The sequence below is a fragment of the Streptomyces kronopolitis genome (genome assembly GCF_014646275.1).
Taxonomy (GTDB): Bacteria; Actinomycetota; Actinomycetes; order Streptomycetales; family Streptomycetaceae; genus Streptomyces; species Streptomyces kronopolitis.
In genome coordinates, this window is record NZ_BMND01000014.1 from 31,410 (window position 1) to 55,956 (window position 24,547).

At 72.1% G+C, this 24,547-nt stretch carries 20 protein-coding genes; 9 read left to right on the top strand and 11 right to left on the bottom strand.

Annotated features, from left to right (window positions below):
* The first annotated feature begins 31 nt into the window (after positions 1-31).
* On the top strand, positions 32-1,261 hold the full coding sequence (locus IEY78_RS17100; RefSeq protein WP_189099161.1) for a GNAT family N-acetyltransferase: 1,230 nt from the start codon (positions 32-34) through the stop codon (positions 1,259-1,261).
* A 46-nt stretch (positions 1,262-1,307) separates the two neighbouring features.
* Here IEY78_RS17100 and IEY78_RS17105 read toward each other — a convergent pair whose 3' ends face one another.
* Together IEY78_RS17105 and IEY78_RS17110 are read right to left on the bottom strand one after the other, a co-directional pair.
* Positions 1,308-2,132: an Fpg/Nei family DNA glycosylase gene (locus IEY78_RS17105; protein ID WP_189099163.1), complete on the bottom strand. Its 825-nt coding sequence runs from the start codon at positions 2,130-2,132 to the stop codon at positions 1,308-1,310.
* A gap of 70 nt (positions 2,133-2,202) precedes the next feature.
* Positions 2,203-2,688, bottom strand: a complete 486-nt coding sequence (locus IEY78_RS17110; protein WP_189099165.1) for a ribose-5-phosphate isomerase — start codon at positions 2,686-2,688, stop codon at positions 2,203-2,205.
* 211 nt (positions 2,689-2,899) lie between these two features.
* Between IEY78_RS17110 and IEY78_RS17115 the strand changes: the two genes are divergently transcribed.
* Positions 2,900-4,390, top strand: a complete 1,491-nt coding sequence (locus IEY78_RS17115; RefSeq protein ID WP_189099167.1) for an amino acid permease — start codon at positions 2,900-2,902, stop codon at positions 4,388-4,390.
* A gap of 85 nt (positions 4,391-4,475) precedes the next feature.
* On the opposite strand, the gene IEY78_RS17120 is transcribed toward IEY78_RS17115, so the two are convergent.
* Complete coding sequence (locus tag IEY78_RS17120) at positions 4,476-5,081, bottom strand: biotin transporter BioY (protein ID WP_189099169.1); 606 nt, start codon at positions 5,079-5,081, stop codon at positions 4,476-4,478.
* 322 nt (positions 5,082-5,403) lie between these two features.
* Here IEY78_RS17120 and IEY78_RS17125 point away from each other — a divergent pair, with 322 nt between their 5' ends.
* The 3 genes from IEY78_RS17125 (at position 5,404) to IEY78_RS17135 (ending at position 9,386) form a co-directional block, all read left to right on the top strand.
* The gene (locus IEY78_RS17125; RefSeq protein WP_189099171.1) at positions 5,404-6,840 is read left to right on the top strand and encodes an amino acid permease; all 1,437 of its coding nucleotides are present in this window, start codon (positions 5,404-5,406) and stop codon (positions 6,838-6,840) included.
* Between the two features lie 291 nt (positions 6,841-7,131).
* Positions 7,132-8,571 (top strand): amino acid permease, encoded by a 1,440-nt coding sequence (locus IEY78_RS17130; RefSeq protein WP_189099173.1) that lies wholly within the window; start codon positions 7,132-7,134, stop codon positions 8,569-8,571.
* Positions 8,572-8,744: 173 nt separating this feature from the next.
* A complete protein-coding gene (locus tag IEY78_RS17135; protein WP_189099175.1) occupies positions 8,745-9,386 on the top strand; it encodes a superoxide dismutase in 642 nt (213 codons plus the stop codon).
* A 160-nt stretch (positions 9,387-9,546) separates the two neighbouring features.
* On the opposite strand, the gene IEY78_RS17140 is transcribed toward IEY78_RS17135, so the two are convergent.
* Entirely contained in the window at positions 9,547-10,182 is a 636-nt protein-coding gene (locus tag IEY78_RS17140; RefSeq protein ID WP_189099177.1) for a mycothiol-dependent nitroreductase Rv2466c family protein, read from the bottom strand.
* Positions 10,183-10,309: 127 nt separating this feature from the next.
* Here IEY78_RS17140 and pepN (IEY78_RS17145) point away from each other — a divergent pair, with 127 nt between their 5' ends.
* Together pepN (IEY78_RS17145) and IEY78_RS17150 are read left to right on the top strand one after the other, a co-directional pair.
* Positions 10,310-12,913 carry an aminopeptidase N gene (gene pepN / locus IEY78_RS17145; protein ID WP_189099179.1) on the top strand — a complete coding sequence of 868 codons (2,604 nt, stop codon included), beginning with the start codon at positions 10,310-10,312 and terminating at the stop codon, positions 12,911-12,913.
* Positions 12,914-13,037: 124 nt separating this feature from the next.
* Complete coding sequence (locus IEY78_RS17150; RefSeq protein WP_189099180.1) at positions 13,038-14,060, top strand: hypothetical protein; 1,023 nt, start codon at positions 13,038-13,040, stop codon at positions 14,058-14,060.
* A gap of 36 nt (positions 14,061-14,096) precedes the next feature.
* Here the strand turns inward: IEY78_RS17150 and IEY78_RS17155 are convergent, their stop codons facing one another.
* Entirely contained in the window at positions 14,097-15,842 is a 1,746-nt protein-coding gene (locus IEY78_RS17155; RefSeq protein WP_189099182.1) for a TIGR03767 family metallophosphoesterase, read from the bottom strand.
* 405 nt (positions 15,843-16,247) lie between these two features.
* Between IEY78_RS17155 and IEY78_RS17160 the strand changes: the two genes are divergently transcribed.
* On the top strand, positions 16,248-17,279 hold the full coding sequence (locus IEY78_RS17160; RefSeq protein ID WP_189099183.1) for an aspartate-semialdehyde dehydrogenase: 1,032 nt from the start codon (positions 16,248-16,250) through the stop codon (positions 17,277-17,279).
* An 84-nt stretch (positions 17,280-17,363) separates the two neighbouring features.
* Here the strand turns inward: IEY78_RS17160 and IEY78_RS17165 are convergent, their stop codons facing one another.
* Entirely contained in the window at positions 17,364-17,690 is a 327-nt protein-coding gene (locus IEY78_RS17165; RefSeq protein WP_229700006.1) for a type II toxin-antitoxin system PemK/MazF family toxin, read from the bottom strand.
* Between the two features lie 7 nt (positions 17,691-17,697).
* A complete protein-coding gene (locus IEY78_RS17170; RefSeq protein ID WP_189099187.1) occupies positions 17,698-17,928 on the bottom strand; it encodes a ribbon-helix-helix domain-containing protein in 231 nt (76 codons plus the stop codon).
* A gap of 124 nt (positions 17,929-18,052) precedes the next feature.
* On the opposite strand from IEY78_RS17170, the gene pepN (IEY78_RS17175) reads away from it, so the two are divergent.
* The gene (gene pepN, locus IEY78_RS17175; protein WP_189099189.1) at positions 18,053-20,641 is read left to right on the top strand and encodes an aminopeptidase N; all 2,589 of its coding nucleotides are present in this window, start codon (positions 18,053-18,055) and stop codon (positions 20,639-20,641) included.
* A 79-nt stretch (positions 20,642-20,720) separates the two neighbouring features.
* On the opposite strand, the gene alc is transcribed toward pepN (IEY78_RS17175), so the two are convergent.
* The 4 genes from alc to IEY78_RS17195 all read right to left on the bottom strand — a co-directional run bounded on the left by alc (position 20,721) and on the right by IEY78_RS17195 (position 24,488).
* Positions 20,721-21,872 (bottom strand): allantoicase, encoded by a 1,152-nt coding sequence (alc, locus tag IEY78_RS17180; RefSeq protein WP_189099191.1) that lies wholly within the window; start codon positions 21,870-21,872, stop codon positions 20,721-20,723.
* Between the two features lie 91 nt (positions 21,873-21,963).
* Positions 21,964-22,935, bottom strand: a complete 972-nt coding sequence (locus tag IEY78_RS17185; protein ID WP_189099193.1) for a LysR family transcriptional regulator — start codon at positions 22,933-22,935, stop codon at positions 21,964-21,966.
* An 84-nt stretch (positions 22,936-23,019) separates the two neighbouring features.
* The gene (locus tag IEY78_RS17190) at positions 23,020-23,997 is read right to left on the bottom strand and encodes an acyl-ACP desaturase (protein ID WP_189099195.1); all 978 of its coding nucleotides are present in this window, start codon (positions 23,995-23,997) and stop codon (positions 23,020-23,022) included.
* A 242-nt stretch (positions 23,998-24,239) separates the two neighbouring features.
* Positions 24,240-24,488: a hypothetical protein gene (locus IEY78_RS17195; protein WP_189099197.1), complete on the bottom strand. Its 249-nt coding sequence runs from the start codon at positions 24,486-24,488 to the stop codon at positions 24,240-24,242.
* Between the last annotated feature and the right edge of the window lie 59 nt (positions 24,489-24,547).

The window sequence follows — 24,547 nt, forward strand, 5'->3', positions numbered from 1 at the left end:
CGGCCGTCGGGCGGGCTGCTAGGGATGGGGCATGGCGACGGAACTGCGGGGTGTGCGGAGCCTCGAATGGGATGACTGGTCCGACAAGCTCGATCTGGCGTTCGGCGAGCCGCCGCCGACCGGCGCGCAACGGGCGCTCCGGCGCGAGTGCACCGAGATCGACCGGTCGTTCGGTGTCTGGGACGACGACGAGTGCGTCGCCACGGCGGGGGCGCTGTCGTTCCGGCTGACCGTGCCCGGCGGGTCCGCGGTGCCCGCGGCCGGGGTCACGATGGTCAGCGTGCAGCCCACGCACCGCCGCCACGGGCTGCTGCGGTCGATGATGCGCCACCAGCTGGCGGACGTCCGGGAGCGCGGTGAGGCGCTGGCGGTGCTGACCGCCTCGGAGCCGGCGATCTACGGCCGGTTCGGCTACGGGGCGGCGGCCCTGGACCTGCGGCTGACCGTGGACACCACGCGGCTGGCCGCCCCCGAACCGCCCGGGGTGGACGGCGTGCGGCTGCGGCTGGTGGACCCGGCGGCCGCGCTCGCCGACTGCGAGCGGGTCTACGCCCGGCTGGTCCCGGCCCGCCCCGGGATGCTCGCCCGGCTGCCCGGCTGGGAGCGGATGGCCGTGCAGGACGCGCCCGAGGAGCGGGACGGGGCCGGGGTGCTGCAGTGTGTGGTGGCCGAGGTGGACGGCGAGGTGCGGGGCTACGCGCGCTACGCGGTCAGGCCGGGCTGGGAGCGGGGCGGGCCGTCGGGCGAGGTGCGGGTGCGGCATCTCGACGCGCTGGATCCGGTGGTGTACGCGGCGCTGTGGCGCTTTCTGTTCGGGATCGACCTGACGACGTCGGTCTCGGTGCGCAGCCGGCCGGTGGACGACGCGCTGCCGCTGCTCGTCGCGGACATGCGGCGGTGCGCGATGGAGCTGCGGGAGTCGCTGTTCGTCCGGCCGGTGGAGGTGGGCGCGGCGCTGGCGGCGCGGACGTACCGCACGCCGGTGGACGTGGTGCTGGAGGTCGCGGACCCGTTCTGCCCCTGGAACGCCGGGCGCTGGCGGCTGACCGGCGACGCGACCGGGGCGTCCTGCGCACGGACCCGGGACCCGGCCGAACTCGCGCTGTCCGTACGGGAGCTGGGCTCGGCGTATCTGGGCGGCTTCACGCTGACGGCGCTGGCGGCGGCCGGCCGGGTGGAGGAACTGCGGCCCGGTGCGCTGGCGGCCGCGGCGTCGGCGTTCGGGTCGGACGTGGCGCCCTGGCTGCCGCACGGGTTCTGAGCGGGGGCGGGGCCGGTCTCCGCAGCGCGGCCGGCGCCGGGGAGCGTCAGCCGCCGCCGGTGGACGGCTGGCAGCCCGGGCACCAGAAGAGGTTGCGGGCGGCGAGGCCGGCAGTACGGATCTCGCTGCCGCAGACGTGGCAGGCCTGCCGGGCGCGGCGGTAGACGTAGACCTCGCCGCCGTGGTCGTCGACCCGCGGCGGGCGGCCCATGGTCTCCGGCAGGTGTTCCGGGCGGACGGTGTCGATCCGGTTGTGCCGGACGCCCTCGGCCATCAGGTACACCAAGTCGTCCCAGAGGGCGTCCCATTCGCCGCGGGTGAGGTCGCGGCCGGGGCGGTAGGGGTCGATTCCGTGGCGGAAGAGGACCTCGGCCCGGTAGACGTTGCCGACGCCGGCGACGATCTTCTGGTCGAGCAGCAGCGCCGCGATGGTCGTGCGGCTGCGGGAGATCCGCTGCCAGGCGCGGGCGGCGTCGTCGCCGGGGCGCAGCGGGTCGGGGCCCAGCCGGTCGTGTATCGCCTGCTTCTCGTCCTCGGTGATCAGTGCGCAGGTGGTGGGTCCGCGCAGGTCGGCGTGGTGCCGGGCGGTGGCCAGGCGCAGCCGGACGGTGTCCGTGGGCGGCGGGGCGGGCGCGGTGCCGAAGCCGAGCTTGCCGAAGAGGCCGAGGTGGACGTGGATCCAGTGGGCGGCCGGGCCGAAGCCGAGGAAGAGGTGTTTGCCGTGCGCCTCGGCGCAGGTCAGGACCTGGCCGTCGACGAGGGCGGCACCGGCGGCGAACTTCCCCTGCGGGCTGCTCGCCCGGACCGCTTCGCCCTCGAAGCGGTCGCGGTGGTCCAGGGCGAGGCGGTGGATCGTATGCCCCTCGGGCACGGGCGTTCCTCCTGTGGGCGCGCCCGCCCTCCCCGGCGGCCGGGGCGGGCGGGCGGCGGGACGAGCGGGGTCAGCCCTGCGGGTGGTGGGCGGGGATGGCCGGCAGTTCGCCGGTGGTCTCGTAGGCGGAGAGCATCTCGATGCGGCGGGTGTGCCGCTCCTCACCCGAGTAGGGCGTGGCCAGGAAGACCTCGATGAACCGGGTCGCCTCCTCCTCGGAGTGCATCCGGCCGCCGACGGAGATCACGTTGGCGTTGTTGTGCTCGCGGCCGAGCTTGGCGGTCTCCTCGCTCCAGGCCAGCGCGGCCCGTACGCCCTTGACCTTGTTGGCGGCGATCTGCTCGCCGTTGCCGGAGCCGCCGATCACGATGCCGAGGCCGTCCGGGTCCGCGGCGGTCCGCTCCGCGGCACGCAGGCAGAACGGGGGGTAGTCGTCCTGGGCGTCGTAGACGTGGGGACCGCAGTCGACGGGCTCGTGGCCATGGGCCTTGAGCCACTCGACGAGGTGGTTCTTGAGGTCGAAGCCGGCATGGTCGGAGCCGAGGTACACGCGCATGCGATGAGTGTGACACGAGGGGCGCCGGGTAGGCGCCGCTGGGTCGTCCCGGGCCCGGGCGTACGAGGTACCTCCCCCGCCTTCCGTACGCAAGCGCATCGCGTAACCACCCAGGGTTTCACACAACAATCAGACTTCAGGCCTTCCAATCGACGGTGAACGAAGATCTAATGCGGGGGTTCCATCACGCGAACCACGAAGGACGGTGCTCATGGGCGCGCACCCTCCCCCACGCTCCGCAGGAGCAGGGGGCACTCCCACCACCACAGCGGTCCCCCCGGCCGGCGCTTCCGGTAGCGGAACCGGTGGGCAGTCGCCGGACGGGCTGCAGGCAGGACTCAAGAACCGCCATCTGTCGATGATCGCCATCGGCGGGGTGATCGGCGCCGGGCTGTTCGTCGGTTCCGGTGCCGGCATCGCGGCCGCCGGCCCGGGCATCCTGCTCTCCTACGCGCTGACCGGCCTGCTGGTCGTGCTGGTGATGCGGATGCTGGGCGAGATGGCCGCCGCCTCCCCCACGTCCGGCTCCTTCTCCGCCTACGCCGACCGGGCGCTGGGGCGCTGGGCCGGCTTCACCATCGGCTGGCTGTACTGGTTCTTCTGGTCGGTCGTGCTGGCCGTCGAGGCGACCGCGGCCGCCTCGATCCTCACCGGCTGGGTGCCCGCCGTCCCGCAGTGGGCCTGGGCGCTGCTGGTGATGATCGTGCTGACCGGTACGAACCTGGTCTCGGTGGGCTCGTTCGGCGAGTTCGAGTTCTGGTTCGCCGGCATCAAGGTCGTCGCGATCGTGGTCTTCATCGTGGTCGGCGCGCTGGCGATCTTCGGGCTGCCGCCGGGCGGCGACCCGGTCGGCCTGTCGAACCTGACCGGGCACGGCGGCTTCCTGCCGCACGGTCCGGGCGCGATCCTCTCCGGCATGCTGCTGGTGGTCTTCTCCTTCATGGGCAGCGAGATCGTCACGCTGGCGGCGAGCGAGGCGCCGAACCCGGTGCAGGCCGTCCGCAAGGCCGTCAACAGCGTCATCTGGCGGATCGGGCTGTTCTACCTGGGCTCGATCGGCGTGATCGTGACCCTGCTGCCGTGGGACTCCAAGGCCGTGGCGCACAGCCCGTACGTGGCCGTGCTGACCTCGCTGGACATCCCCTACGCGGGCACCGTGATGGACGTCGTGGTGCTGACCGCGGTGCTGTCCTGCCTGAACTCCGGGCTCTACACCGCCTCCCGGATGGCGTTCTCGCTCGGTGAGCGGGGCGACGCGCCGAAGTCCTTCGCCACCGTCAACAAGGGCGGGGTGCCGGCCGTCGCCATCTACGCCTCGGTCGCCTTCGGCTTCATCGCGACGATCTTCAGCTACACCGCGAAGGACACCGTCTTCCAGTTCCTGCTGAACTCGTCCGGCGCGGTGGCGCTGTTCGTGTGGCTGGTCATCTGCTTCTCGCAGCTGCGGATGCGCCGGACCATCGAGCGGGAGACCCCGGAGCGGCTGACCGTGCGGATGTGGCTGTACCCGTGGCTGACCTACGCCACGATCGGGATGATCGTGTTCGTCGTGGGCTACATGTTCTACGACCCGGACGGGCGGGTGCAGATGGTGCTGTCGGTGGCCGCGGCCGTGGTCGTGCTGACCGTCGGGCTGCTGCTGCACCGGCGGCGGGCCGGGCAGGCCGCGGCGGTGCCCGGCCCCGCCGGGCCCGGGGAGTAGGCGCAAGCGCGCGAACGGGCCGGGCCCCGCACTCACCGGGTGGTGAGTGCGGGGCCCGGCCCGTTCGCGCGGTCGGCGGCGGGACTCAGCCGCGGCGGCCGGCCAGCTTCCAGGCCGCGGGCAGCGCGCCCATCGCCAGCGCGGCCTTGAGCACGTCGCCGATCAGGAACGGGACCAGGCCCACCGCGACCGCCCGGCCGAACGGCATCCCGGTGCTCAGTGCCAGGAAGGGCACGCCGACGGCGTAGATCACGGCGGTGCCGGCGGCCATGGTGGCGGCGGTGCGCAGCGCCCCGCGGTCCCCGCCGCGGCGGGCCAGTCCGCCCACCAGGCCGGCCGCGAGCAGCATGCCCAGCACGTAGCCGAAGGTGGCCCCGCCGGTGCCCGAGGCACCGCCGGCGAACCACGGCACGCCCGCCATTCCCGCCACGGCGTACAGCGCCAGCGACAGCAGCCCGCGGCGGGTGCCGAGCGAGGCGCCGACCAGGAGGGCGGCGAAGGTCTGGCCGGTGACCGGCACCGGGGAGCCCGGGACGGGCAGGGCTATCTGGGCGGCGATGCCGGTGAGCGCGGCGCCGCCGAGCACCAGCGCCGCGTCCCGGACGCGGGCACGGGAGGCGGTGGTGGCCGGCAGCAGGTCGGCGAGGACGGCTCCGGTAGCTCCGGGAGAGGTGAGGGCGGCTGTGCTCATCGGGACCTCGCGGGGGTGAGAAGGAAGGGGCGGACCCGATGACGTTAGTCCAGCGGGCCCCCGCCGATCATCGTGTGGCGGCGACAAAGCCGTACCGGCCCGCTTGGAGAGTTCCGATCAACCGCCGCGCTGCCCGGCCCTGTTGAGTCGTGCGGCGTCTTTGCAGGTCACGTGATGCTCATCACGGCCCCGGCCGCGCTGCGGGGCCGGTTTTGTGGTAGCGCGCGACCTGCGGCGACACTGGTGCCGCTCCACGGTGAGCTGTGGAGATCCCCCAAACCTGCCGGCGGCCCCGCCGCCGGCCCTTGCGAGAGCGCGAGCCATGCACGACGTACCGACCCGCACCGGCGACACCTCCTCCGGTGCCGTCTCTTCCGGCTCTTCCGGTGCCGTCGCCGGCGAGCGGGAGCCGCTGTCCGCGGGCCTCAAACAGCGCCATCTGACGATGCTGGGCCTGGGCGGCGTGATCGGCGCCGGGCTGTTCGTGGGCTCCGGCGCCGGGATCGCGGTGGCCGGGCCGGGGATCGTGCTGTCGTATCTGATCGCCGGTGCGCTGGCGATGCTGGTCATGCGGATGCTCGGCGAGATGTCGGCGGCGATGCCGGCCTCCGGCGCGTTCTCGGTGCACGCGGAGCGGGCGCTGGGGCGCTGGGCCGGCTTCAGCGTCGGCTGGCTGTACTGGTTCCTGCTGGTGGTGGTGCTCGCGGTGGAGGCCACCGGTGCGGCGCAGATCGCGCACGGCTGGGTGCCGGCGGTGCCGCAGTGGGGCTGGGTGCTGCTCTTCATGGTCGTCTTCACCGTCGCCAACCTGTCCGCGGTGAAGAACTTCGGGGAGTTCGAGTTCTGGTTCGCCACGCTGAAGGTCACCGCGATCGTGCTGTTCCTCGGGCTGAGCGTGCTGGCGGTCTTCGGGGTGCTCCCGGACACCGAGCCGGCCGGGCTGAGCAACCTCACCGGGCACGGCGGTCTGCTGCCGCACGGCTGGGGCGGGGTGGTCTCCGGGGTGCTGGCGGTGGTGTTCGCCTTCGGCGGGCTGGAGGTCGTCACCATCGCCGCGGCCGAGTCGGACGACCCGGCGCGGGCGGTGGGCCGGGCGGTGCGCAGCGCGGTGTGGCGCATCCTGTTCTTCTACGTCGGCTCGATGGTGGTCATCGTGACCCTGCTGCCGTGGTCGTCGATGGAGCCGGGCAAGAGCCCGTATGTGGCGGTGCTGGACAGCATCGGCGTGCCGGGGGCCGGCCAGATCATGAACATCGTGGTGTTCGTGGCGCTGCTCTCCGCGCTGAACGCCAACCTCTACGGCTCCTCGCGGATGGTGTTCTCGCTGGCCGAGCGGGGCGAGGCGCCGCGCGCGCTGCTGACGGTGTCGGGCGGGGGTGTGCCGCGCCGGGCGGTGCTGGCCTCGGTGGCCTTCGGCTTCGTCTCGGTGCTGCTGAATCTTGAATGGCCGGATTCGGTCTTCCTCTACATGCTCAACGCGGTCGGCGCGGTGCTGCTGTTCGTCTGGGGTCTGATCGCGGTCTCCCAGCTGCGGCTGCGGCCGCGCATCGAACGCGAGGCGCCCGGGAAGCTGGCCCTGCGGATGTGGGCCTTCCCCTATCTGACCTGGGCGGCGCTGGCGGCCATGGGCGCCGTGCTGGTGCTGATGCTGACCGACGACACGGCCCGGCCGCAGCTGCTGTGGTCGGCCGGGGCGACCGGCGCGGTGCTGCTCGTCGCGGGCCTGCGGGAACTGCGGGAGCGCCGCGCGGGCCGCTGACCGCCTGCGACGGGGGTCACACCGCGTGGCAATGGATGCCTATTCGGGCACGCAAGGTCACGATCACGTCTGAATAGCGAACATTCGCTGCACAACTGTTGCCCTGAGCGGACACCGGCACCGAAACTGAGCCCGCTTTCGCCGAGGATCCCGGAGTCGTGCCGTCGGCAGGCCCATGCGACCTGCCGCCCACCGGGATCCAGGGGGCCCGGCAGCACCGTCGCACCACTCGCGGCCCCGGGAGAACGCACATCGCCGTGCTCCGCTCTCACCTACTGGGACAGGTACCACATGAATCGGACACCCTCGTCCGCCGCGCGCGAGCAGGCCGACGCGGTTCAGGGCGCCGGGCCCGACAGCGGTTCCACGCTGTCCAACGGCCTCAAGCAGCGCCACCTCTCGATGATCGCCCTGGGCGGGGTGATCGGCGCGGGCCTGTTCGTCGGCTCGCGGGAGGGCATCGCGGCGGCCGGCCCCTCGATCGTGCTGGCCTATGCCGTCTCCGGCGCCCTGGTCATGCTGATCATGCGAATGCTCGGGGAGATGGCGGCGGCCAATCCGGCCTCCGGCTCCTTCTCCGTGCACGCCGAGCGCTCCATAGGCTCCTGGGCCGGCTTCACGGTGGGCTGGATGTTCACCGCGCTGCTGTGCGTGGCGGTGGCCGCCGAGGCGCTGGGCGCCGCGGACGTCATGATCCAGTGGTTCCCCGGCACCCAGCCGTGGATGTGGGTGCTGCTGTTCATGGTGATCTTCACCGGTACGAACCTGGCCGCGGTCAGCAACTTCGGTGAGTTCGAGTTCTGGTTCGCCGCCCTGAAGGTCGCGGCGATCGGCATCTTCCTGGTGCTGGGCCTGCTGGCCATCTTCGGCGTGCTGCCCGGCACCCAGGCGCCCGGCACCGCGCATCTCACCGGCGACGGCGGCTTCCTGCCCAAGGGCGTGGACGGCCTGATGGTCGGCCTGCTGGCCTCGGTGTTCGCCTACGGCGGTCTGGAGACGGTGACCATCGCGGCCGCCGAGTCCAAGGACCCGGTGCGCGGGGTGGCCAGCGCGGTGCGCACCGCGATGTGGCGGATCGCCCTGTTCTACGTGGGCTCGATGGCCGTCATCGTCACCGTCATCCCCTGGAACGACTCCTCGATCGCCAAGAGCGGCCCCTATGTCGCGGTGCTGGACTACCTGAAGATCCCGGCGGCCGGCCAGATCATGAACGTGGTCATCCTGGTGGCCCTGCTGTCCGCGATGAACGCCAACCTCTACGGCTCGTCCCGGATGGCGTTCTCGCTGACCGCCCGCGGCCAGGGCCCGGCGTTCCTGGCGAAGGTCAGCGGCGGGGTACCGCGCCGGGCGGTGCTGATGTGCTCCGCGTTCGGCTTCGTCGCGGTGCTGCTGAGCATCCTGTGGCCCGACACGGTCTTCCAGTGGCTGCTGAACATGGTCGGCGCGGCCGTCCTGGTGGTGTGGGGCTTCATCGCAGCCGCGCAGCTGCGGATGCGGCGGCTGCTGGAGCGGGAGGCGCCGGAGAAGCTCGTGGTGAAGATGTGGGCCTTCCCGGTGCTGACCTGGGTGGCGCTGGCGGGCATCGCGGCGGTGCTGCTGCTGATGCTGCGCGATGAGAACCAGCGGCTCCAGCTGCTGTTCACCGGCGGCTTCGGGATCGTGCTGACGCTCGTGGGCCTGGCCCGGCAGCGGGCGCTGGGCCGGGCGGGCGTGGACACGACGAAGCCGTAGCCACCCGTATTTCCCCGAGGCGGGGCGGGACCTCCTACCGAGGTCCCGCCCCGCCTCCGTCTTTGGTCCCGGATGCCGGTCCCGTCACGGGCCGGTGATCACTGCTGCTGATAGCGTGCTCTTGCACATGGATTGCAACTACTGCATGTTCGCAGCTTGGAGGCGGGACCGGCATGGCCACCTACACACTTCCTGAACTTCCGTACGACTACGCGGCGCTGGCGCCGGTCATCAGCCCCGAGATCATCGAGCTGCACCACGACAAGCACCACGCGGCCTATGTGAAGGGCGCCAACGACACCCTGGAGCAGCTCGCCGAGGCCCGCGACAAGGAAGCGTGGGGCAACATCAACGGCCTGGAGAAGAACCTCGCGTTCCACCTCTCCGGCCACATCCTCCACAGCATCTACTGGCACAACATGACCGGCGACGGCGGCGGCGAGCCGCACGAGAAGGACGGCGTGGGCGAGCTGGCCGACGCGATCGCCGAGAGCTTCGGTTCGTACGCCGGCTTCAAGGCCCAGCTGACCAAGGCCGCGGCCACCACCCAGGGCTCCGGCTGGGGCGTCCTGGCCTACGAGCCGGTCTCCGGCCGCCTCGTCGTCGAGCAGATCTACGACCACCAGGGCAACGTCGGCCAGGGCTCCGTCCCGATCCTGGTCTTCGACGCCTGGGAGCACGCCTTCTACCTCCAGTACAAGAACCAGAAGGTCGACTTCATCGAGGCCATGTGGCAGGTCGTGAACTGGCAGGACGTCGCCAAGCGGTACGCGTCCGCCAAGCAGCGCGCGCACAGCCTGCTGCTCGCCCCGTGACGCCGTGACACCCGGCACCGGTCGTCCTGCCTCGTGATCGTCTTCTCACCCTTCACCCGGCAGGCGGAATGACGGAGCGCCCCCGTACGTCCGATACGTACGGGGGCGCTCCCATGGGCGACGAGGCGCCGAAGCGTCGGCGTCGGTCCGAGCAAGGGCGTCAGTCGAAGATCGGCCCCTGGGTCCGGGTCCGCTTGATCTCGTAGAAGCCGGGGATCGAGGCGACCATCAGCGTGCCGTCCCACAGCCGGGCGGCCTCCTCGCCCTTGGGGGCGGGGGTGACGACCGGGCCGAAGAAGGCGATCCGCTCGCCGTCGTGCCCCGGTACGGCGATGACCGGGGTGCCGACCTCCTGGCCGACCAGGTCGATGCCCTCCTTGTGGGAGGCGCGCAGTTCGGCGTCGTAGGCGTCGGAGTCCGCGGCGTCGGCCAGCTCGGCGGGCAGACCGGCCTCCTTCAGGGCGTCGACGAGGGTCTCGCGGGTGCGCTCCAGGCCCTGGTTATGGAAGCGGGTGCCGAGGGCGGTGTAGAGCGGGCCGAGCACCTCGCTGCCGTGCTGCTGCTCGGCGGCGATGCACACCCGCACCGGGCCCCAGGCGGTCGCCAGCAGCTCGCGGTAGTTCTCCGGCAGCTCGTCCAGCTTGTCCTCGTTGAGCACCGCCAGGCTCATCACATGCCACCGCACCTCGACCGGGCGGGCCTTCTCCACCTCCAGCATCCAGCGGGAGGTCATCCAGGCCCACGGGCACAGCGGGTCGAACCAGAAGTCTGCGGGCGTCTTCGCGGTCTCGGACACGGGGGTCTCCTCCAAAGAGCGGTGCGGCACGGGCCAGCGGCGCTGTTCCGTGGAAGGTTCAACCGACAGCGGGCGTGCCATGATTCCCCGTGTTCGATATTCGACACGAGGACGAAGGAGTCACGGCGTGCCAGGTGAGAATCTGTCCCGGGACGAGGCGCGGACGCGGGGCCGGCTGCTGAGCGTCGAGGCCTACGACGTGGCACTGGACCTCCGCTCGGCGGTCGCGCAGGGTGCGCAGGCGGACACCTTCCGCTCCCGCACGACCATCCGCTTCCGCTGCGCCGAGCCCGGCGCCGCCACCTTCGCCGACCTGCTGGCACCGGCGGTCACCTCCGTCACCCTCAACGGCCGGGAGCTGGACCCGGCGGAGGTCTTCGACGGCACCCGGATCGCGCTGGACGATCTGGCCGCCGAGAACACCCTCGTCGTGGACGCGCGGTGCGCCTACAGCCGGACCGGTGAGGGGCTGCACCGCTTCGTGGACCCCGAGGACGGCGAGGTCTACCTCTACACCCAGTACGAACCCGCTGATTCCCGACGGGTCTTCGCCAATTTCGAACAGCCCGACCTGAAGGCCCCGTTCACCTTCGAGGTGACCGCCCCCGAGGGCTGGGCGGTGCTCAGCAACGGCGCACGGGACGGCGCGGCCGAGGGCGGCCGGCACCGCTTCGCGACCACCCGGCCGATCTCCACGTACATCACGGCCGTGGTCGCCGGCCCGTACCACGTCGTCACCGACACCTACCGCCGCACCTTCGAGGACGGCACCGAGCTGGAGATCCCGCTGGGCGCCCTGTGCCGCAAGGGGCTGGCGAAGCACTTCGACGCGGACGACGTCTTCGCCGTCACCAAGCAGGGCCTGGACTTCTTCCACGACCACTTCGACTTCCCCTACCCCTTCGGGAAGTACGACCAGGCGTTCGTCCCGGAGTACAACCTCGGCGCGATGGAGAACCCGGGCTGCGTCACCTTCCGCGAGGAGTTCATCTTCCGCGGGAAGGTGACCGAGGCGGCCTACGAGCGGCGCGCCAACGTCATCCTGCACGAGATGGCGCACATGTGGTTCGGCGACCTGGTCACCATGCAGTGGTGGGACGACCTGTGGCTGAAGGAGTCCTACGCGGACTTCATGGGCTCCTTCGCGCTGGTGGAGGCCACCCGCTTCACCGGCGGCTGGATCACCTTCGCCAACCGGCGCAAGTCCTGGGCCTACCGCGCCGACCAGCTGCCCTCCACCCACCCGGTCACCGCCGACATCCGCGACCTGGAGGACGCCAAGCTCAACTTCGACGGCATCACCTACGCCAAGGGCGCCGCGGTGCTCAAGCAACTGGTGGCGTACGTGGGGCAGGAGGCGTTCCTGGAGGGCGCCCGGCGCTACTTCAAGCGGCACGCCTACGGCAACACCCGGCTCGCGGACCTGCTGGCGGTGCTGGAGGAGACCTCCGGGCGGGACCTGGCGCAGTGGTCGCGGTCCTGGCTGGAGACCGCGGGCGTCAACTCCCTGACCCCGCAGGTCGTGTACGACGCCCAGGACCGGATCACCGAGCTGAGCGTCCTGCAGGAGGCGGCGGACTCGCACCCCGAACTGCGGCCGCACCGGGTCGCGGTGGGCCTCTACCGACGCCAGACCGTGTTCTCGGAGGGCGGGGACTCGGCACTGGTGCGCTACGCCCGCGCCGAGGTCGACGTCTCCGGGCCGCGCACGGCGGTGCCGGAACTGGCGGGCCTGGAGCGGCCGGAGCTGATCCTGGTCAACGACGAGGACCTGACGTACTGCAAGGTCCGCTTCGACGAGGGATCCCTGGCCGCCCTGCGGGCCCGGCTCGGCGATCTGGCCGACCCGATGGCGCGGGCGCTGTGCTGGGCGGCGCTGTGGGGGCTGACCCGCGACGGGCTGATGCCGGCCCGCGACTACCTCGATCTGGTGCGGCGGTTCGCCGGCCGGGAGACCGACATCGGGGTGCTGCAGTCGCTGCACGACCAGGCGCAGGCGGCGCTGGAGCACTACACGGCGCCGGAGCACCGCGAGCGCGCCGCCCGGGAGCTGGCCGAGGGCGCGCTGCACGAGCTGCGGCTGGCCGAGCCCGGCAGCGGCCACCAGCTCACCTGGGCCCGGCACTTCGCCGCCGTCGCCGCAGCCCCCGCCGACCTCCAGCTGCTCCGCGGCCTGCTGGACGGCACCGCGAAGATCGACGGCCTGGACGTGGACCAGGAGCTGCGCTGGACGCTGCTGGGCCCGCTGGCCGCGCACGGCCTCGCGGACGAGGCCGCGATCGGCGCGGAGCTGGCCCGCGACGACACCGCCTCCGGCCGCCGCCACCAGGTGCGCTGCCTGGCGGCCCGCCCCTCGGCCGAGGTCAAGGAGCAGGCGTGGCAGCAGGTCGTGGAGTCCGACACGCTGTCGAACGCGCTGGTGGAGGCGACCATCGCGGGCTTCGCGCAGCCGGAGCAGCGGGAGTTGCTGGCGCCCTGCGCGCCGCGCTACTTCGAGGCGATCGAGCGGGTGTGGCGGGAGCGGTCCATCGAGATCGGGATGGCCGTGGTGCGCGGACTGTTCCCGGACTGGCTGGTCGAGCAGTCCACGCTGGACGCCGCGGACCGCTGGCTGGCGGAGCACGCGCAGGCGGCGCCCGCGCTGCGCCGGCTGGTCCTGGAAAAGCGCGACGATCTCGCCCGTGCGCTGCGGGCACAGGCTTGTGACGCGGCGGCCGGGGCCAGGCCGTAACCCCCGGGACGACCAGCTTCTTTCGGCAGTCGAACGCCCGTACTTTAGTACAGGGTTGTCCGGTTTGTGGTACGAGCGTGTAACAGCGGTTAGGGGGCGGAGCGGGCGCGGGAATCTGGCCCGCATGAACCACGACACCCCGCTCTCCCCCCTCCCCCTCCGCCACCTCTCCGATGTCCACTGCCGGGTGATGACCACCCGTCAGCTGCGCGAGCACGGCGTGCCCGCGGCGGAGACCACCGAGCGCTGCCGCGCCGGCGGCTCCTGGCAGCAACTCCTGCCGGGCGTCTACCTGCTGCACCCGGGGCCGCCCACCAGCGAGGAACGGCTCCAGGCGGTGCTGCTGTACGCCAGCCACCGGGGGCCGACCGTGCCGCGGCAGGGCGCCGCGTCCGAGGACGCCCCCGAGGCGATGATCACGGGCCTGGCGGCGCTGGCCCTGCACGGCTTCACCGAGGCGCCCGCGCTGCTCGCCCTGGACCGCATCGAGGTGCTGGTCTCGCGCACCCGGCGGCTGCGCTCGTCCGGCTTCGCGCGGATCCTGCGGGCCGTGGAACTGCCCGTCGCCCACGAGATCACCGGGCTGCCGGCCGCGCCGGTGCCGCGCGCGCTGGCGGACGCGGTCGGCGGGCTCACCGACGCCCCCACCGTGCGCCGGCTGCTGACCGAGGCGGTGCGCGGCGGGCACTGCGAGGCGACCGCGGTGGTGCGGGAGCTGAGCCGGGCCCGGCTGCTGACCCGGCCGCACGTGGTCGACGCGGTGGACACCCTGCTGGCCGAGGGCCGGGCGCTGGCCGAGCAGCGGCTGTACGCCATGGTGCGGGCGCAGGGGCTGCCCGATCCGCTGTGGAACGTCGACCTGCGGCTGCCGGGCGGGCCGCACCTGGGCGGCGTGGACGCCTTCTGGCCCGAGCACGGGGTGGCCCTGGAGATCGACACCCGGGCGCCCCGCCCCGAAGAGGACCCGCTGGCCTCCCCGTTCTTCCACAAGCGCGAGCATCTGGAGCGGCTGGGCATCACCGTCGTGCGCTGCCTGCCGCGCACCCTGCGCGAGGCGCCGGACCAGCAGGCCGCGGTGGTCCGCACGGCCCTGATGGCGGCCGGGGACCGGGAGCAGGGGGCGTATGTGGTGGTCCTGCCGCGCTAGTGCCCGCCGGGTGGATCAGGCCCCCCGCGGGCGCCGTCAGCGCCGCTTGAGCAGCAGCTCGACGTTGCGGTCCCGGGAGGTGCCGGCGAGGTCGGTACGGGCCTCGGGGGCGTTGAAGGACAGCTCGCGGTAGAGGGCGGCCAGCCCGGTCTGCGAGAGGTCGGTGAAGTCCGTGCGGTGCGGGGCGGCCGACTCGACCAGGGTGGCGAACAGCGACAGCGTGCCGTCGTGGTTGTCGACCAGCTCGATGACCCGGGCCAGCTGCGGGAAGTCGATGTGCGAGGCGGTGGAGACCTCCCAGAAGCCGCCGTGCGCGAGGATCTCGTTCTTGTGGCTGTGGCCGTTGATCCAGCCGGCGACGCGGGGGTGCGCGGCCAGCACCTCGACCAGCTCCGGACCGCCGTGCCGCTTCTCCTGCGGGTGGGCCGGGTCGGGCCGGGTGTTGTTCATGGTCTTGCTGGTGTGGTGGCTGAAGACGAGGACGTGCAGCTTGTCCCCCTTCTCGTTCTGCTTCAGCACCCCTTCCAGCCAGCGCAGCTGGGCGTCCCCGATCGAGCCGGTGTAGTGGCCGCCGGGGTCGGTGGTGTCCAGGCTGATCCCGAGGACGTCATCGGAGATCTTGAACGTGTAGTAGAGGCGGTTGCCGTCCAGATGCGCCTGGGTGTAGCCGTGGCCGTGCGGGCCCGCGCCGGTGCGCGCCGGGTCGAGGTGGGCGCGCAGGTATTCCGCCCGGGTGAAGGGGGCGCGCCGCTCGTCGGGGGTGACCCTCCTGGCCTGCTTGCTGTGCGAGGTCAGCAGGCGCTTGAAGTCCGCCCCCTTGGGGTCGAGGCCGTCCTTGACCGCCTTCCACACCTTCGCGGCCTCGGCGGCGGGCAGCGTCTCCAGCTTGCGGCCGCCGGTGGCGATCTCGGTCCAGAAGGGGTCGCCGGGGGCGTAGCAGCCGCCGGGCAGCGAGTCGTGGTTGCCGACCGTGGAGTACCAGGGCAGCCGCAGGCCTGGGCTGTGCACGGTGCGGATCGCCGCCTGGAGGAAGCCGTGCAGGTGCGGGAAGCCCGCCTTCTTGTCGGCGTCGCGCAGCGCGCTGTCCGGCTGCCAGTACAGCTTCAGTCCGCTGTCCTGGACGCCCTCGTAGCGGCGCGGGTCGCCGGAGTTCGGGGTGATCCGGCCGCCGCTCATCGCGGTCAGGAACCAGTCCAGCTCCAGCTTGGAGTTGTTGTCGGTGTTGTCGCCGGTGGTCATCACGCACGACAGCGGGGCGCCGGTGGCGGGCCCGCCGGGCAGCGCGTTGACCCGCTCGACCAGCGAGACCACCCCGGCCACGGACAGCGCCTCCTGCGGCCGCCAGGCGCTCGCGGTCTCCGCGCGCAGGTACTCGTAGCGCAGCGGGCTCTGCACATCGACCAGGTGCAGGTCGGTGAACTGCACGAACGACGCCAGGGCGGTCCGCCGGCGCTCGCGCCCGCCGTGCGCGGTGCCCAGGTCGGTGCGCACCACCCGGTTCCAGGCGGGGCCGTCGCCGAGCCGACGGTAGCCCGTGCTGCCGCGCGGGGCGGCCACGCTGCCCAGGGTGGTGCCCTTGGTGTACGGCACATGGGGGACGGCGGGGGCGTCTACCGGCACCGGCGCGGCCGGGGCCGGACCGCTGGTGACGGTGGCGGCCTGGGCCTGCCGGTCCGGGCCGACGCCGAAGGCGAGCCCCAGCCCGGTCGCGGCGCCGACGGCCCCGGTGGCGGTGAGGAACGAACGGCGGTCGAAGGTGGCGGCGGACCGTATACGGGACATACGCGGGCTCCCCGGGTGCGAACGCGAAGGCGGCCGGGCAGCGCAACTGCCCTGTCACCTGGGATGGTTGGCATCGGGAATGACCTGTGCGTGAACGCCACCGCAACGCGGGGAACCCATCACCGCACAGGGATCTGCCGGCCACCGGCCGGTCACGGAGCCCTGCCCGCGGGTGTCGCCGGCGGTCACCGGATGTTCACCCCGCGGGGTAGCGGCGGCACACCGGCCCGGACGGCCACGAACGCGACGTGAGCGCGCCGTCGCACACCGTCCATGCATACCCTCGCGACCCGCCACGGAATGGAACGGATTGGACAAGGCGACGGGTGTCACACACATGATGGAGGCACTACTGAGCAGGTGTTCCGAGCAGACACCCGAGCCAGGCCAGAAAGAAGGAGTCCCATGAGGATCGGAATCGTCGGAGCCACCGGACAGGTCGGCGGGGTGGTGCGAGGCATCCTCGCCGAGCGGAACTTCCCGGTGGAGCAGCTGCGGCTGTTCGCTTCGGCCCGGTCCGCCGGACGCACGCTGCCCTGGCAGGACACCGAGATCACGGTCGAGGACGCCTCGACCGCCGACTACTCGGCGCTGGACATCGTGATCTTCTCGGCCGGCGGCGCCACCTCCAAGGCGCTGGCGGAGAAGGTCGCCGACGCCGGCCCGGTCGTGATCGACAACTCCTCGGCCTGGCGCCGCGACCCCGAGGTCCCGCTGGTCGTCTCCGAGGTCAACCCCTCGGCGATCACCGAGCGCCCCAAGGGGATCATCGCCAACCCGAACTGCACCACCATGGCCGCGATGCCCGTGCTGCGCCCGCTGCACGACGAGGCCGGTCTGGTCTCGCTGGTCGTCTCCACCTACCAGGCGGTCTCCGGCAGCGGTCTGGCCGGTGTGGAGGAGCTGGACGGCCAGGTCCGCAAGGCCGTCGAGCAGGACGCCACCAAGCTGACGCACGACGGCTCGGCCGTGGAGTTCCCCGAGCCGGACAAGTACGTCCGCCCGATCGCCTTCAACGTGCTGCCGATGGCCGGCGCGATCGTCGACGACGGGCTGAACGAGACCGACGAGGAGCAGAAGCTCCGCAACGAGAGCCGCAAGATCCTGGAGATCCCGGACCTGAAGGTGTCCGGCACCTGCGTCCGCGTCCCGGTCTTCACCGGCCACTCGCTCCAGGTCAACGCCCGCTTCGCGCGTCCGATCAGCCCCGCCCGGGCCCAGGAGCTGCTGGCCGGCGCCCCCGGCGTCACCCTCTCCGACGTGCCCACCCCGCTCCAGGCCGCCGGCCAGGACGCGTCCTTCGTGGGCCGGATCCGCTCCGACGAGACCGTGGAGAACGGCCTGTCGCTGTTCGTCTCCAACGACAACCTCCGCAAGGGCGCGGCGCTGAACGCCGTCCAGATCGCGGAGCTGGTCGCGGCCGAGCTGCGCGGCTGAGGGCCGCACACCCGCCACGAGGTGCCCGTACGGAGTCTCCGTACGGGCACCCGCGCGTTTCGGGCGGCGTGCCCGGCGGTCCGTTCAGAGCGCCAGATGCCGCCGGAGCGCGACGTCGATCTCCGCCATGCGCCGTCTGGGCACCGAGCCGACCCTCTGGCGCACGCGCTCCAGGGTGACGGCGCGGACCTGTTCGCACTGGGCCTTGGAGTCCTTGGGCAGACGGCACTCCTCGGCGCCGAGGAACACCTGGAACGTCAGGACACGCGAGGTGTTCGACGTCAGGGGAACGACCGTGACCACCCCCCGGCGGTTGCTCTCGACCGACTGATTGGCGCCGTTGTTGGACACGATCACGGCCGGGCGGACCTTGTCGGCCTCACTGCCTCGCACCGGCTCCAGATCGATCATGTGGACGTCACCACGCCTCATCGGTGAGCCCATCCCCGCTCGTCCGGTCCCAGAGCGCCGCATCCCCGCTCGCGTCCCACTCCTCGAACGCCTCGGTGTACTCCGATTCGAGTTCCGCGGCACGCAGCAGTTCGATGGCGGCGTGTATCACGGCGGACCGGGACTCCGCCTCCGTTCTCGTGGCGTACTCGTCAACGAAGGCGAGGTCCTCCTGAGGCAGGCTCACACTAATCTTCATACCTCGATGCTACCCAGGTAGCTACCACTGTGCCACCTCGGATATCCCCCCTCGGCAGCCCCCGCCCACATGGAAGGATGGCCGAAAGTTCCGATGCAATGACCAATGCGAAGGAGACGAACGGGTGCCTGGCACGAATCTGACCCGCGACGAGGCGCAGCAGCGGGCGCGCCTGCTGACCGTGGACGCGTATGAGATCGATCTCGACCTCTCCGGCGCCCAGGAGGGGGGAGACGCGGACGACGGCGGCCACGGCACGTTCCGGTCCGTGACCACGGTGCGGTTCGACTCGGCCGAGGCGGGCGCGGACACCTTCATCGACCTGGTCGCGCCGGCCGTGCACGAGGTGCGGCTCAACGGCGAGGCGCTCGACGCGGGCGCGGTGTTCAAGGACTCGCGGATCGCGCTGGCGGGGCTGCGGGCCGGCCGCAACGAACTGCGGGTCGTGGCGGACTGCGCCTACACCAACACCGGTGAGGGGCTGCACCGTTTCGTCGACCCGGTGGACCAGCAGGCCTATCTGTACACCCAGTTCGAGGTGCCGGACGCGCGGCGGGTGTACGCGTCCTTCGAGCAGCCGGACCTGAAGGCGACATTCCAGTTCACCGTGAAGGCTCCGGAGGGCTGGACGGTGATCTCCAACTCGCCGACGCCCGAGCCGAGCGGCACCGTCTGGCGCTTCGAGCCGACGCCGCGGATCTCCACCTACATCACGGCCCTGATCGCCGGTCCGTACCACAGCGTGCACAGCAGCTACGAGAAGGACGGGCGGACGGTGCCGCTGGGTATCTACTGCCGGCCGTCGCTGGCCGAGCACCTGGACGCGGAGGAGATCTTCGCGGTCACCCGGCAGGGCTTCGAGTGGTTCCAGGAGAAGTTCGACTACGACTACCCGTTCGCCAAGTACGACCAGCTCTTCGTGCCGGAGTTCAACGCCGGCGCGATGGAGAACGCCGGCGCGGTGACCATCCGCGACCAGTACGTCTTCCGCTCGAAGGTGACGGACGCGGCGTACGAGGTGCGCGCGGAGACGATCCTGCACGAGCTGGCGCACATGTGGTTCGGCGACCTGGTCACCATGGAGTGGTGGAACGACCTGTGGCTGAACGAGTCGTTCGCCACCTACACCTCGATCGCCTGCCAGGCCTACGCCCCGGGCTCGAAGTGGCCGCACTCGTGGACCACGTTCGCCAACTCCATGAAGACCTGGGCCTACCGGCAGGACCAGCTGCCGTCGACCCACCCGATCATGGCCGAGATCAACGACCTCGACGACGTCCTGGTCAACTTCGACGGCATCACCTACGCCAAGGGCGCCAGCGTCCTCAAGCAGCTGGTCGCCTACGTCGGCATGGACGAGTTCTTCCAGGGCGTGCAGGCCTATTTCAAGGCGCACGCGTTCAAGAACACCCGGCTGTCGGATCTGCTCGGCGCGCTGGAGGAGACCAGCGGGCGGGATCTGAAGACCTGGTCGAAGAAGTGGCTGGAGACCGCGGGGATCAACATCCTGCGGCCGGAGATCGAGGTGGACGCCGACGGCGTGATCACCTCCTTCGCGGTGAAGCAGGAGGCGCCGGCGCTGCCGCCGGGCGCCAAGGGCGAGCCGGTGCTGCGCCCGCACCGCATCGCGATCGGCTCGTACGAGCTGCAAGGCGGCAAGCTGGTGCGCACCGGGCGGATCGAGCTGGACGTGGACGGCGCGCTGACCCCCGTACCGCAGCTGGCCGGCACCCGGCGGCCGGACGTCTTCCTCCTCAACGACGACGACCTGTCGTACGCCAAGGTCCGGCTGGACGAGGAGTCGCTGAAGACGGTCACCGCGCATCTCGGGGACTTCACCGAGTCGCTGCCGCGCGCGCTGTCGTGGGCCTCGGCCTGGGACATGACGCGGGACGCCGAACTCCCCGCCCGTGACTACCTCTCGCTGGTGCTCTCCGGCATCGGCAAGGAGTCGGACATCGGCGTGGTCCAGTCGCTGCACCGGCAGGTGAAGCTGGCCCTGGACCTCTACGCGGCCCCGGAATGGCGCGAGCAGGGTCTGACGGCCTGGACGGCGGAGACCCTGGACCAGCTGCGGGCCGCCGCGCCGGGCAGCGACCACCAGCTGGCGTGGGCCCGCGCGTTCGCCGCCTCGGCCCGTACCGACGAGCAGCTGGACCTGCTGCAGGGCCTGCTGGACGGCACCGAGGAGATCTCCGGGCTGGCCGTGGACACCGAGCTGCGCTGGTCGCTGGTGCAGCGGCTGGCCGCGACGGGCCGGGCGGACGAGAAGGCCATCGCGGCCGAGCTGGAGCGGGACAAGACCTCGGCCGGCGAGCGGCACGCCGCGACCGCGCGCGCGGCGCGGCCGACCGCGGAGGCGAAGGCCGGGGCCTGGGCCTCGGTCGTGGAGTCGGACAAGCTCCCCAACGCCGTGCAGGAGGCCGTCATCGGCGGCTTCGTTCAGACCGACCAGCGCGAGCTGCTGGCGTCGTACACCGCGAAGTACTTCGACGCGGTGAAGGACATCTGGAACTCCCGCAGCCACGAGATGGCGCAGCAGATCGCGGTGGGTCTCTACCCGGCGCTCCAGGTGTCGCAGGAGACGCTGGACGCGACGGACGCCTGGCTGGCCTCGGCCGAGCCGAGCGCCGCGCTGCGCCGGCTGATCACCGAGTCGCGGGCCGGGATCGAGCGCGCGCTGAAGGCGCGGGCGGCGGACGCGGCGGCGTAAGCGCCCCCTGCCCCTGACGGGCCCCCACCGCACCGGCGGTGGGGGCCCGTCGTGTGCGTCGGGACCCGGGGCCCGGGGCTCAGCCGCTCAGCTCGTCGAAGCGGCGGACGAGGGCGGCGCGGCCGCTGTCGGTGAGGTCCCCGTGCACCCGCATCCGCGCCAGGCCGCCGTCGGGGAAGACGTCCAGCCGCACATGGGTGGCGGTGACGGCCCTCGGCAGCCGGAAGCGGTGCGGGGTGTCGGGCTGCAGGGCGGTGCGCGGCAGGATCTCGCACCAGGCCGACGCGTCCGCCGGGTCGGCGCGCTCCGCGTCGCAGCCGTAGAGCGCCGCCCAGCCCGCGGAGTTGCCCTTGAGGTAGGCGGTGTCGATCTCCAGGGCGCGGATCTCGCCCCGGGCGGCGAGGCGGAAGCGCACCCAGTCGTTGGTGCCGCGGACCCGGCGGCGGCGGTTCTCCCAGCCGTCGTCCATCTTGCGGGACAGGTCGGGCCGGATGAGCTGGGTGGGCGAGGAGTAGAAGCGGTCGGAGGCGTCCTCGACGGTGCCGCCGTGCAGCACGGAGGCCAGGTCGAGGGTGCCCAGCACATCGAGCCACTCCGGGTCCGGCACGACCTCGCCGTGCACCCGCAGGCGCGCGATGCCGCCGTCGGGGTGCTGCTTGAGGCGGAGGTGGGTGAAGCAGCGCTCGGCGTCGACCGCGAAGCCGTTGGCGGCGTGGCCGCGGACCGGCGTGCGCGGGACCAGCTCCTGCCACTTCACGTCGTCGGCGAGCAGCTCCCGGGGGCCGGGGCTGCCGGGCAGCGCGGTGGCCTCGACGGATATCTGCTGCGGGTAGTTGCCGCGGAAGTGGGCGGTGTCGACGACGATGCCGCGGACCACGCCGGGGGCGGCGAGGCGGATCAGCGCCCAGTCGTGCTCGTGGTCGGCCGGGAAGGGGTGCTCGGCGTCGGCGCCGCGGCGGCGCCGGGTCTCCCAGCCGTCCATGATCTTGCCCTTGTGGCCGAAGCGCTCGGGGTCGAAGACCGCGGGAGTGGGCGTCAGCAGGTTCTCGCGCTCGGCGAAGAACTCGTCGTTCGCGGCGATCACCCCGGCGCCGAGCCGGCGGTCGGCGAGATCGACGAGCGAGGTGAAGGGGAAGTCCCCGCCGCGGTAGTCGGCGTAGGGGTCTCCGCCGCCGTAGGGGGCGGCGTCGTTCGCGTGCGGATCGTTGCTGCCGGCAGGGAGGCTGGTCATCGTGGCCTTTCGACGGGGCCGAAGGAACGGACCAGCCCACCGTCGCAGCGGGCCACCGCACAGGTCCATCGAAAGTTTTTGAGGAATACGTTCAGTCCAGCTGAACGGTTGGCTCCTCCGGCGCCTGGGCGGCGGCCGCCTGCCGCAGCGCCGCCAGCACCCGGGCGAGCCCCGGCGCCCCTTCCGCGCCGCGCCGGACGGCGGCGATCACATGCCGCCGCGGCCGGTCGGCGCGCAGCACCCGCAGCGCCACTCCCCCGGCCACCACGCCGTCCCCGGCGCCCCCGCGCGCGGCGCCGACGCCGCCCGCCCTCGCCATCCGGGGCACCAGCGCGACGCCCATCCCCGCCGCGACCATCGCCCAGATCGCGCTCCAGTCCGCGGCGGCGTGCGCCTGCTCGGGCACGAACCCGGCGCTCTCGCACACGGTGGTGGTGATCTGCGACCAGGGGCCGCTGCTGCCGAAGATCCAGGGCTCGTCCGCCAGATCGGCCAGCCGCAGCCCCGGCTCGGCCGCCAGCCGGTGGCCGGCCGGCAGCGCCACGTCCAGCGGGTCGGCCAGCAGCGAGACCCGGCTGAACCGGGGATCGCGCGGGGTGGGGGCGTGCGCCGCCAGGGACAGCGCCAGGTCCACGCTGCCGTGTGCCAGCAGCTCGTACGCGGCCTCCGCCTCCGCCTCCCGCACGGCGACCGCGAGCCCCGGGTGGCTGCGGCGCAGCTCCTGGACGGCGGGCACCACCAGCGCGGGAATGGCGGTGGCGAACGCGCCGACCCGCACCCGGCCCGCCTCGCCCCGCAGATGGCCGAGCAGCGCGGCGTCCGCGCGCTCCAGCTCGGCGAAGACCGCGTCGGCGTGCCGCAGCACCAGCTGCGCGGCGTCGGTCAGCCGCACCCGCCGGCCGTGGGCCTCCAGCAGCGTCACCCCGAGCGCCCGGGCCAGCCCGGTCAGCTGCTGGGAGACCGCGGAGGGCGTCATGTGCAGCGCCTCGGCGGTCGCGGTGACCGTGCCCCGCTCCTGGAGGGTGCGCAGGATGTGCAGCTTCTTGAGGTCCCAGTCGGCCATGCGGGCAGCGTACGCATCCGCCGGCGCGGTCACCGGGCACCGCGGGGCCGCGGCGGGGACGCACCCCGGCCGCGGCCGGCCGGTTCAGCCGCGCCTGGCCTGGCGGCGGGCGAGGATGGCCGCCTGCCGCTCGTCGAACTTCCGCGCCTGGCCGTCCAGGCCGTCCATGAACAGCCCCAGCTCCTCCTGCGCCGCGAGTCCGACCGGGCCCAGGCCGCTGATCTCCAGCACCTTCAGATAGCGCAGCACGGGCTGGAGCACGTCGTCGTGGTGGATGCGCAGGTTGTAGATGCCGCCGAGCGCCATCCGGGCCGCCGACCGCTCGAAGCCGGGCATGCCGTGGCCGGGCATCCGGAAGCCGGTGACGACGTCGCGCACCGCGCTCATGGTCTGGTCGGGCGCCATCTCGAAGGCCGCACCCAGGAGGTTGCGGTAGAAGATCATGTGGAGGTTCTCGTCGGTGGCGATCCGGGCGAGCATCCGGTCGCAGACCGGGTCGCCGGAGTGGTGCCCGGTGTTGCGGTGCGAGATCCGGGTGGCCAGCTCCTGGAAGGCGACGTACGCCACCGAGTGCAGCATGCTGTGCGCGTTGTCGGACTCGAAGCCCTCCGACATGTGGGCCATGCGGAACCGCTCCAGCTCCTCCGGGTCCACGGCCCGGCTGGTGAGCAGGTAGTCACGCATCACGATGCCGTGCCGGCCCTCCTCCGCGGTCCAGCGGTGCACCCAGGTGCCCCAGGCGCCGTCCCGGCCGAAGAGGGTGGCGATCTCGTGGTGGTAGCTGGGGAGGTTGTCCTCGGTGAGGAGGTTGACCACCAGCGCGATCCGGCCGATGTCGCTGACCTTGGACTGCTCCGGGGCCCAGGCCTCGCCCTCCATGACGCCGGGGAAGTTCCGCCCGTCGCTCCACGGGACGTACTCGTGCGGCATCCACTCCTTGGCGACCTTCAGGTGCCGGTTGAGTTCCTTTTCGACGACCTCTTCGAGTGCGTACAGAAGCTGAGCGTCGCTCCAGGCGGTCTGGCCGCGCTCTCCGTTATGGCGGGCGGGGGCGATGGTCACGGGGGAACTCCTGGGGGGACGATGACCTACGGGACCGTAGGTTTGACCTACGGCCCCGTAGGTTACGTCATCGTAGGTTAGGGCCGGTTAAACATCCGGCCCCCGCAAACCGGGCGAAAATCGCGCGATAGCCGCCTCGCAACCCCTTTTCCACCTGCGGAAATATCCGGGAACGACAAAGGGCGCCGCTCGGTCTTGTAACCGAGGGGCGCCCTGGGAAGCGTCGTGGTGGTGGTCCTGCGTCAGCCCTTGGACTTGGCCTGCTTGCGGGACTTGTCGCTCACGATGACCAGTCCGGCGATGATCAGGAAGAGCACGATGGGCATCGCGACATAGAGGCCGAGCGTCTGGATCACGCTCAGGCCCGGACCCGGGTCGTCACCGTCGTCGCGGGTGAGCGCGAACGCGGGGGACGACATCAGCAGCATCAGCGCGGTGCCGGCGGTGATGGTTCCGGCGCGCACGGCGTTCTTCTTGACCTGGTTGCTCACGAAGTCAACGTATCGGACGCCGCGTCGCCCCGCGCGCCCGGGGTGCACCAGCGGCCCCG

Excerpts from the sequence above, each read along its gene's own strand:
- IEY78_RS17100 (WP_189099161.1), top strand. The coding sequence starts at position 32 with ATGGCGACGGAACTGCGGGGTGTGCGGAGCCTCGAATGGGATGACTGG.
- IEY78_RS17110 (WP_189099165.1), bottom strand. The coding sequence starts at position 2,688 with ATGCGCGTGTACCTCGGCTCCGACCATGCCGGCTTCGACCTCAAGAAC.
- IEY78_RS17115 (WP_189099167.1), top strand. The coding sequence starts at position 2,900 with ATGGGCGCGCACCCTCCCCCACGCTCCGCAGGAGCAGGGGGCACTCCC.
- IEY78_RS17120 (WP_189099169.1), bottom strand. The coding sequence starts at position 5,081 with ATGAGCACAGCCGCCCTCACCTCTCCCGGAGCTACCGGAGCCGTCCTC.
- IEY78_RS17125 (WP_189099171.1), top strand. The coding sequence starts at position 5,404 with ATGCACGACGTACCGACCCGCACCGGCGACACCTCCTCCGGTGCCGTC.
- IEY78_RS17130 (WP_189099173.1), top strand. The coding sequence starts at position 7,132 with ATGAATCGGACACCCTCGTCCGCCGCGCGCGAGCAGGCCGACGCGGTT.
- IEY78_RS17135 (WP_189099175.1), top strand. The coding sequence starts at position 8,745 with ATGGCCACCTACACACTTCCTGAACTTCCGTACGACTACGCGGCGCTG.
- IEY78_RS17150 (WP_189099180.1), top strand. The coding sequence starts at position 13,038 with ATGAACCACGACACCCCGCTCTCCCCCCTCCCCCTCCGCCACCTCTCC.
- IEY78_RS17155 (WP_189099182.1), bottom strand. The coding sequence starts at position 15,842 with ATGTCCCGTATACGGTCCGCCGCCACCTTCGACCGCCGTTCGTTCCTC.
- IEY78_RS17160 (WP_189099183.1), top strand. The coding sequence starts at position 16,248 with ATGAGGATCGGAATCGTCGGAGCCACCGGACAGGTCGGCGGGGTGGTG.
- IEY78_RS17165 (WP_229700006.1), bottom strand. The coding sequence starts at position 17,690 with ATGATCGATCTGGAGCCGGTGCGAGGCAGTGAGGCCGACAAGGTCCGC.
- IEY78_RS17170 (WP_189099187.1), bottom strand. The coding sequence starts at position 17,928 with ATGAAGATTAGTGTGAGCCTGCCTCAGGAGGACCTCGCCTTCGTTGAC.
- alc (WP_189099191.1), bottom strand. The coding sequence starts at position 21,872 with ATGACCAGCCTCCCTGCCGGCAGCAACGATCCGCACGCGAACGACGCC.
- IEY78_RS17185 (WP_189099193.1), bottom strand. The coding sequence starts at position 22,935 with ATGGCCGACTGGGACCTCAAGAAGCTGCACATCCTGCGCACCCTCCAG.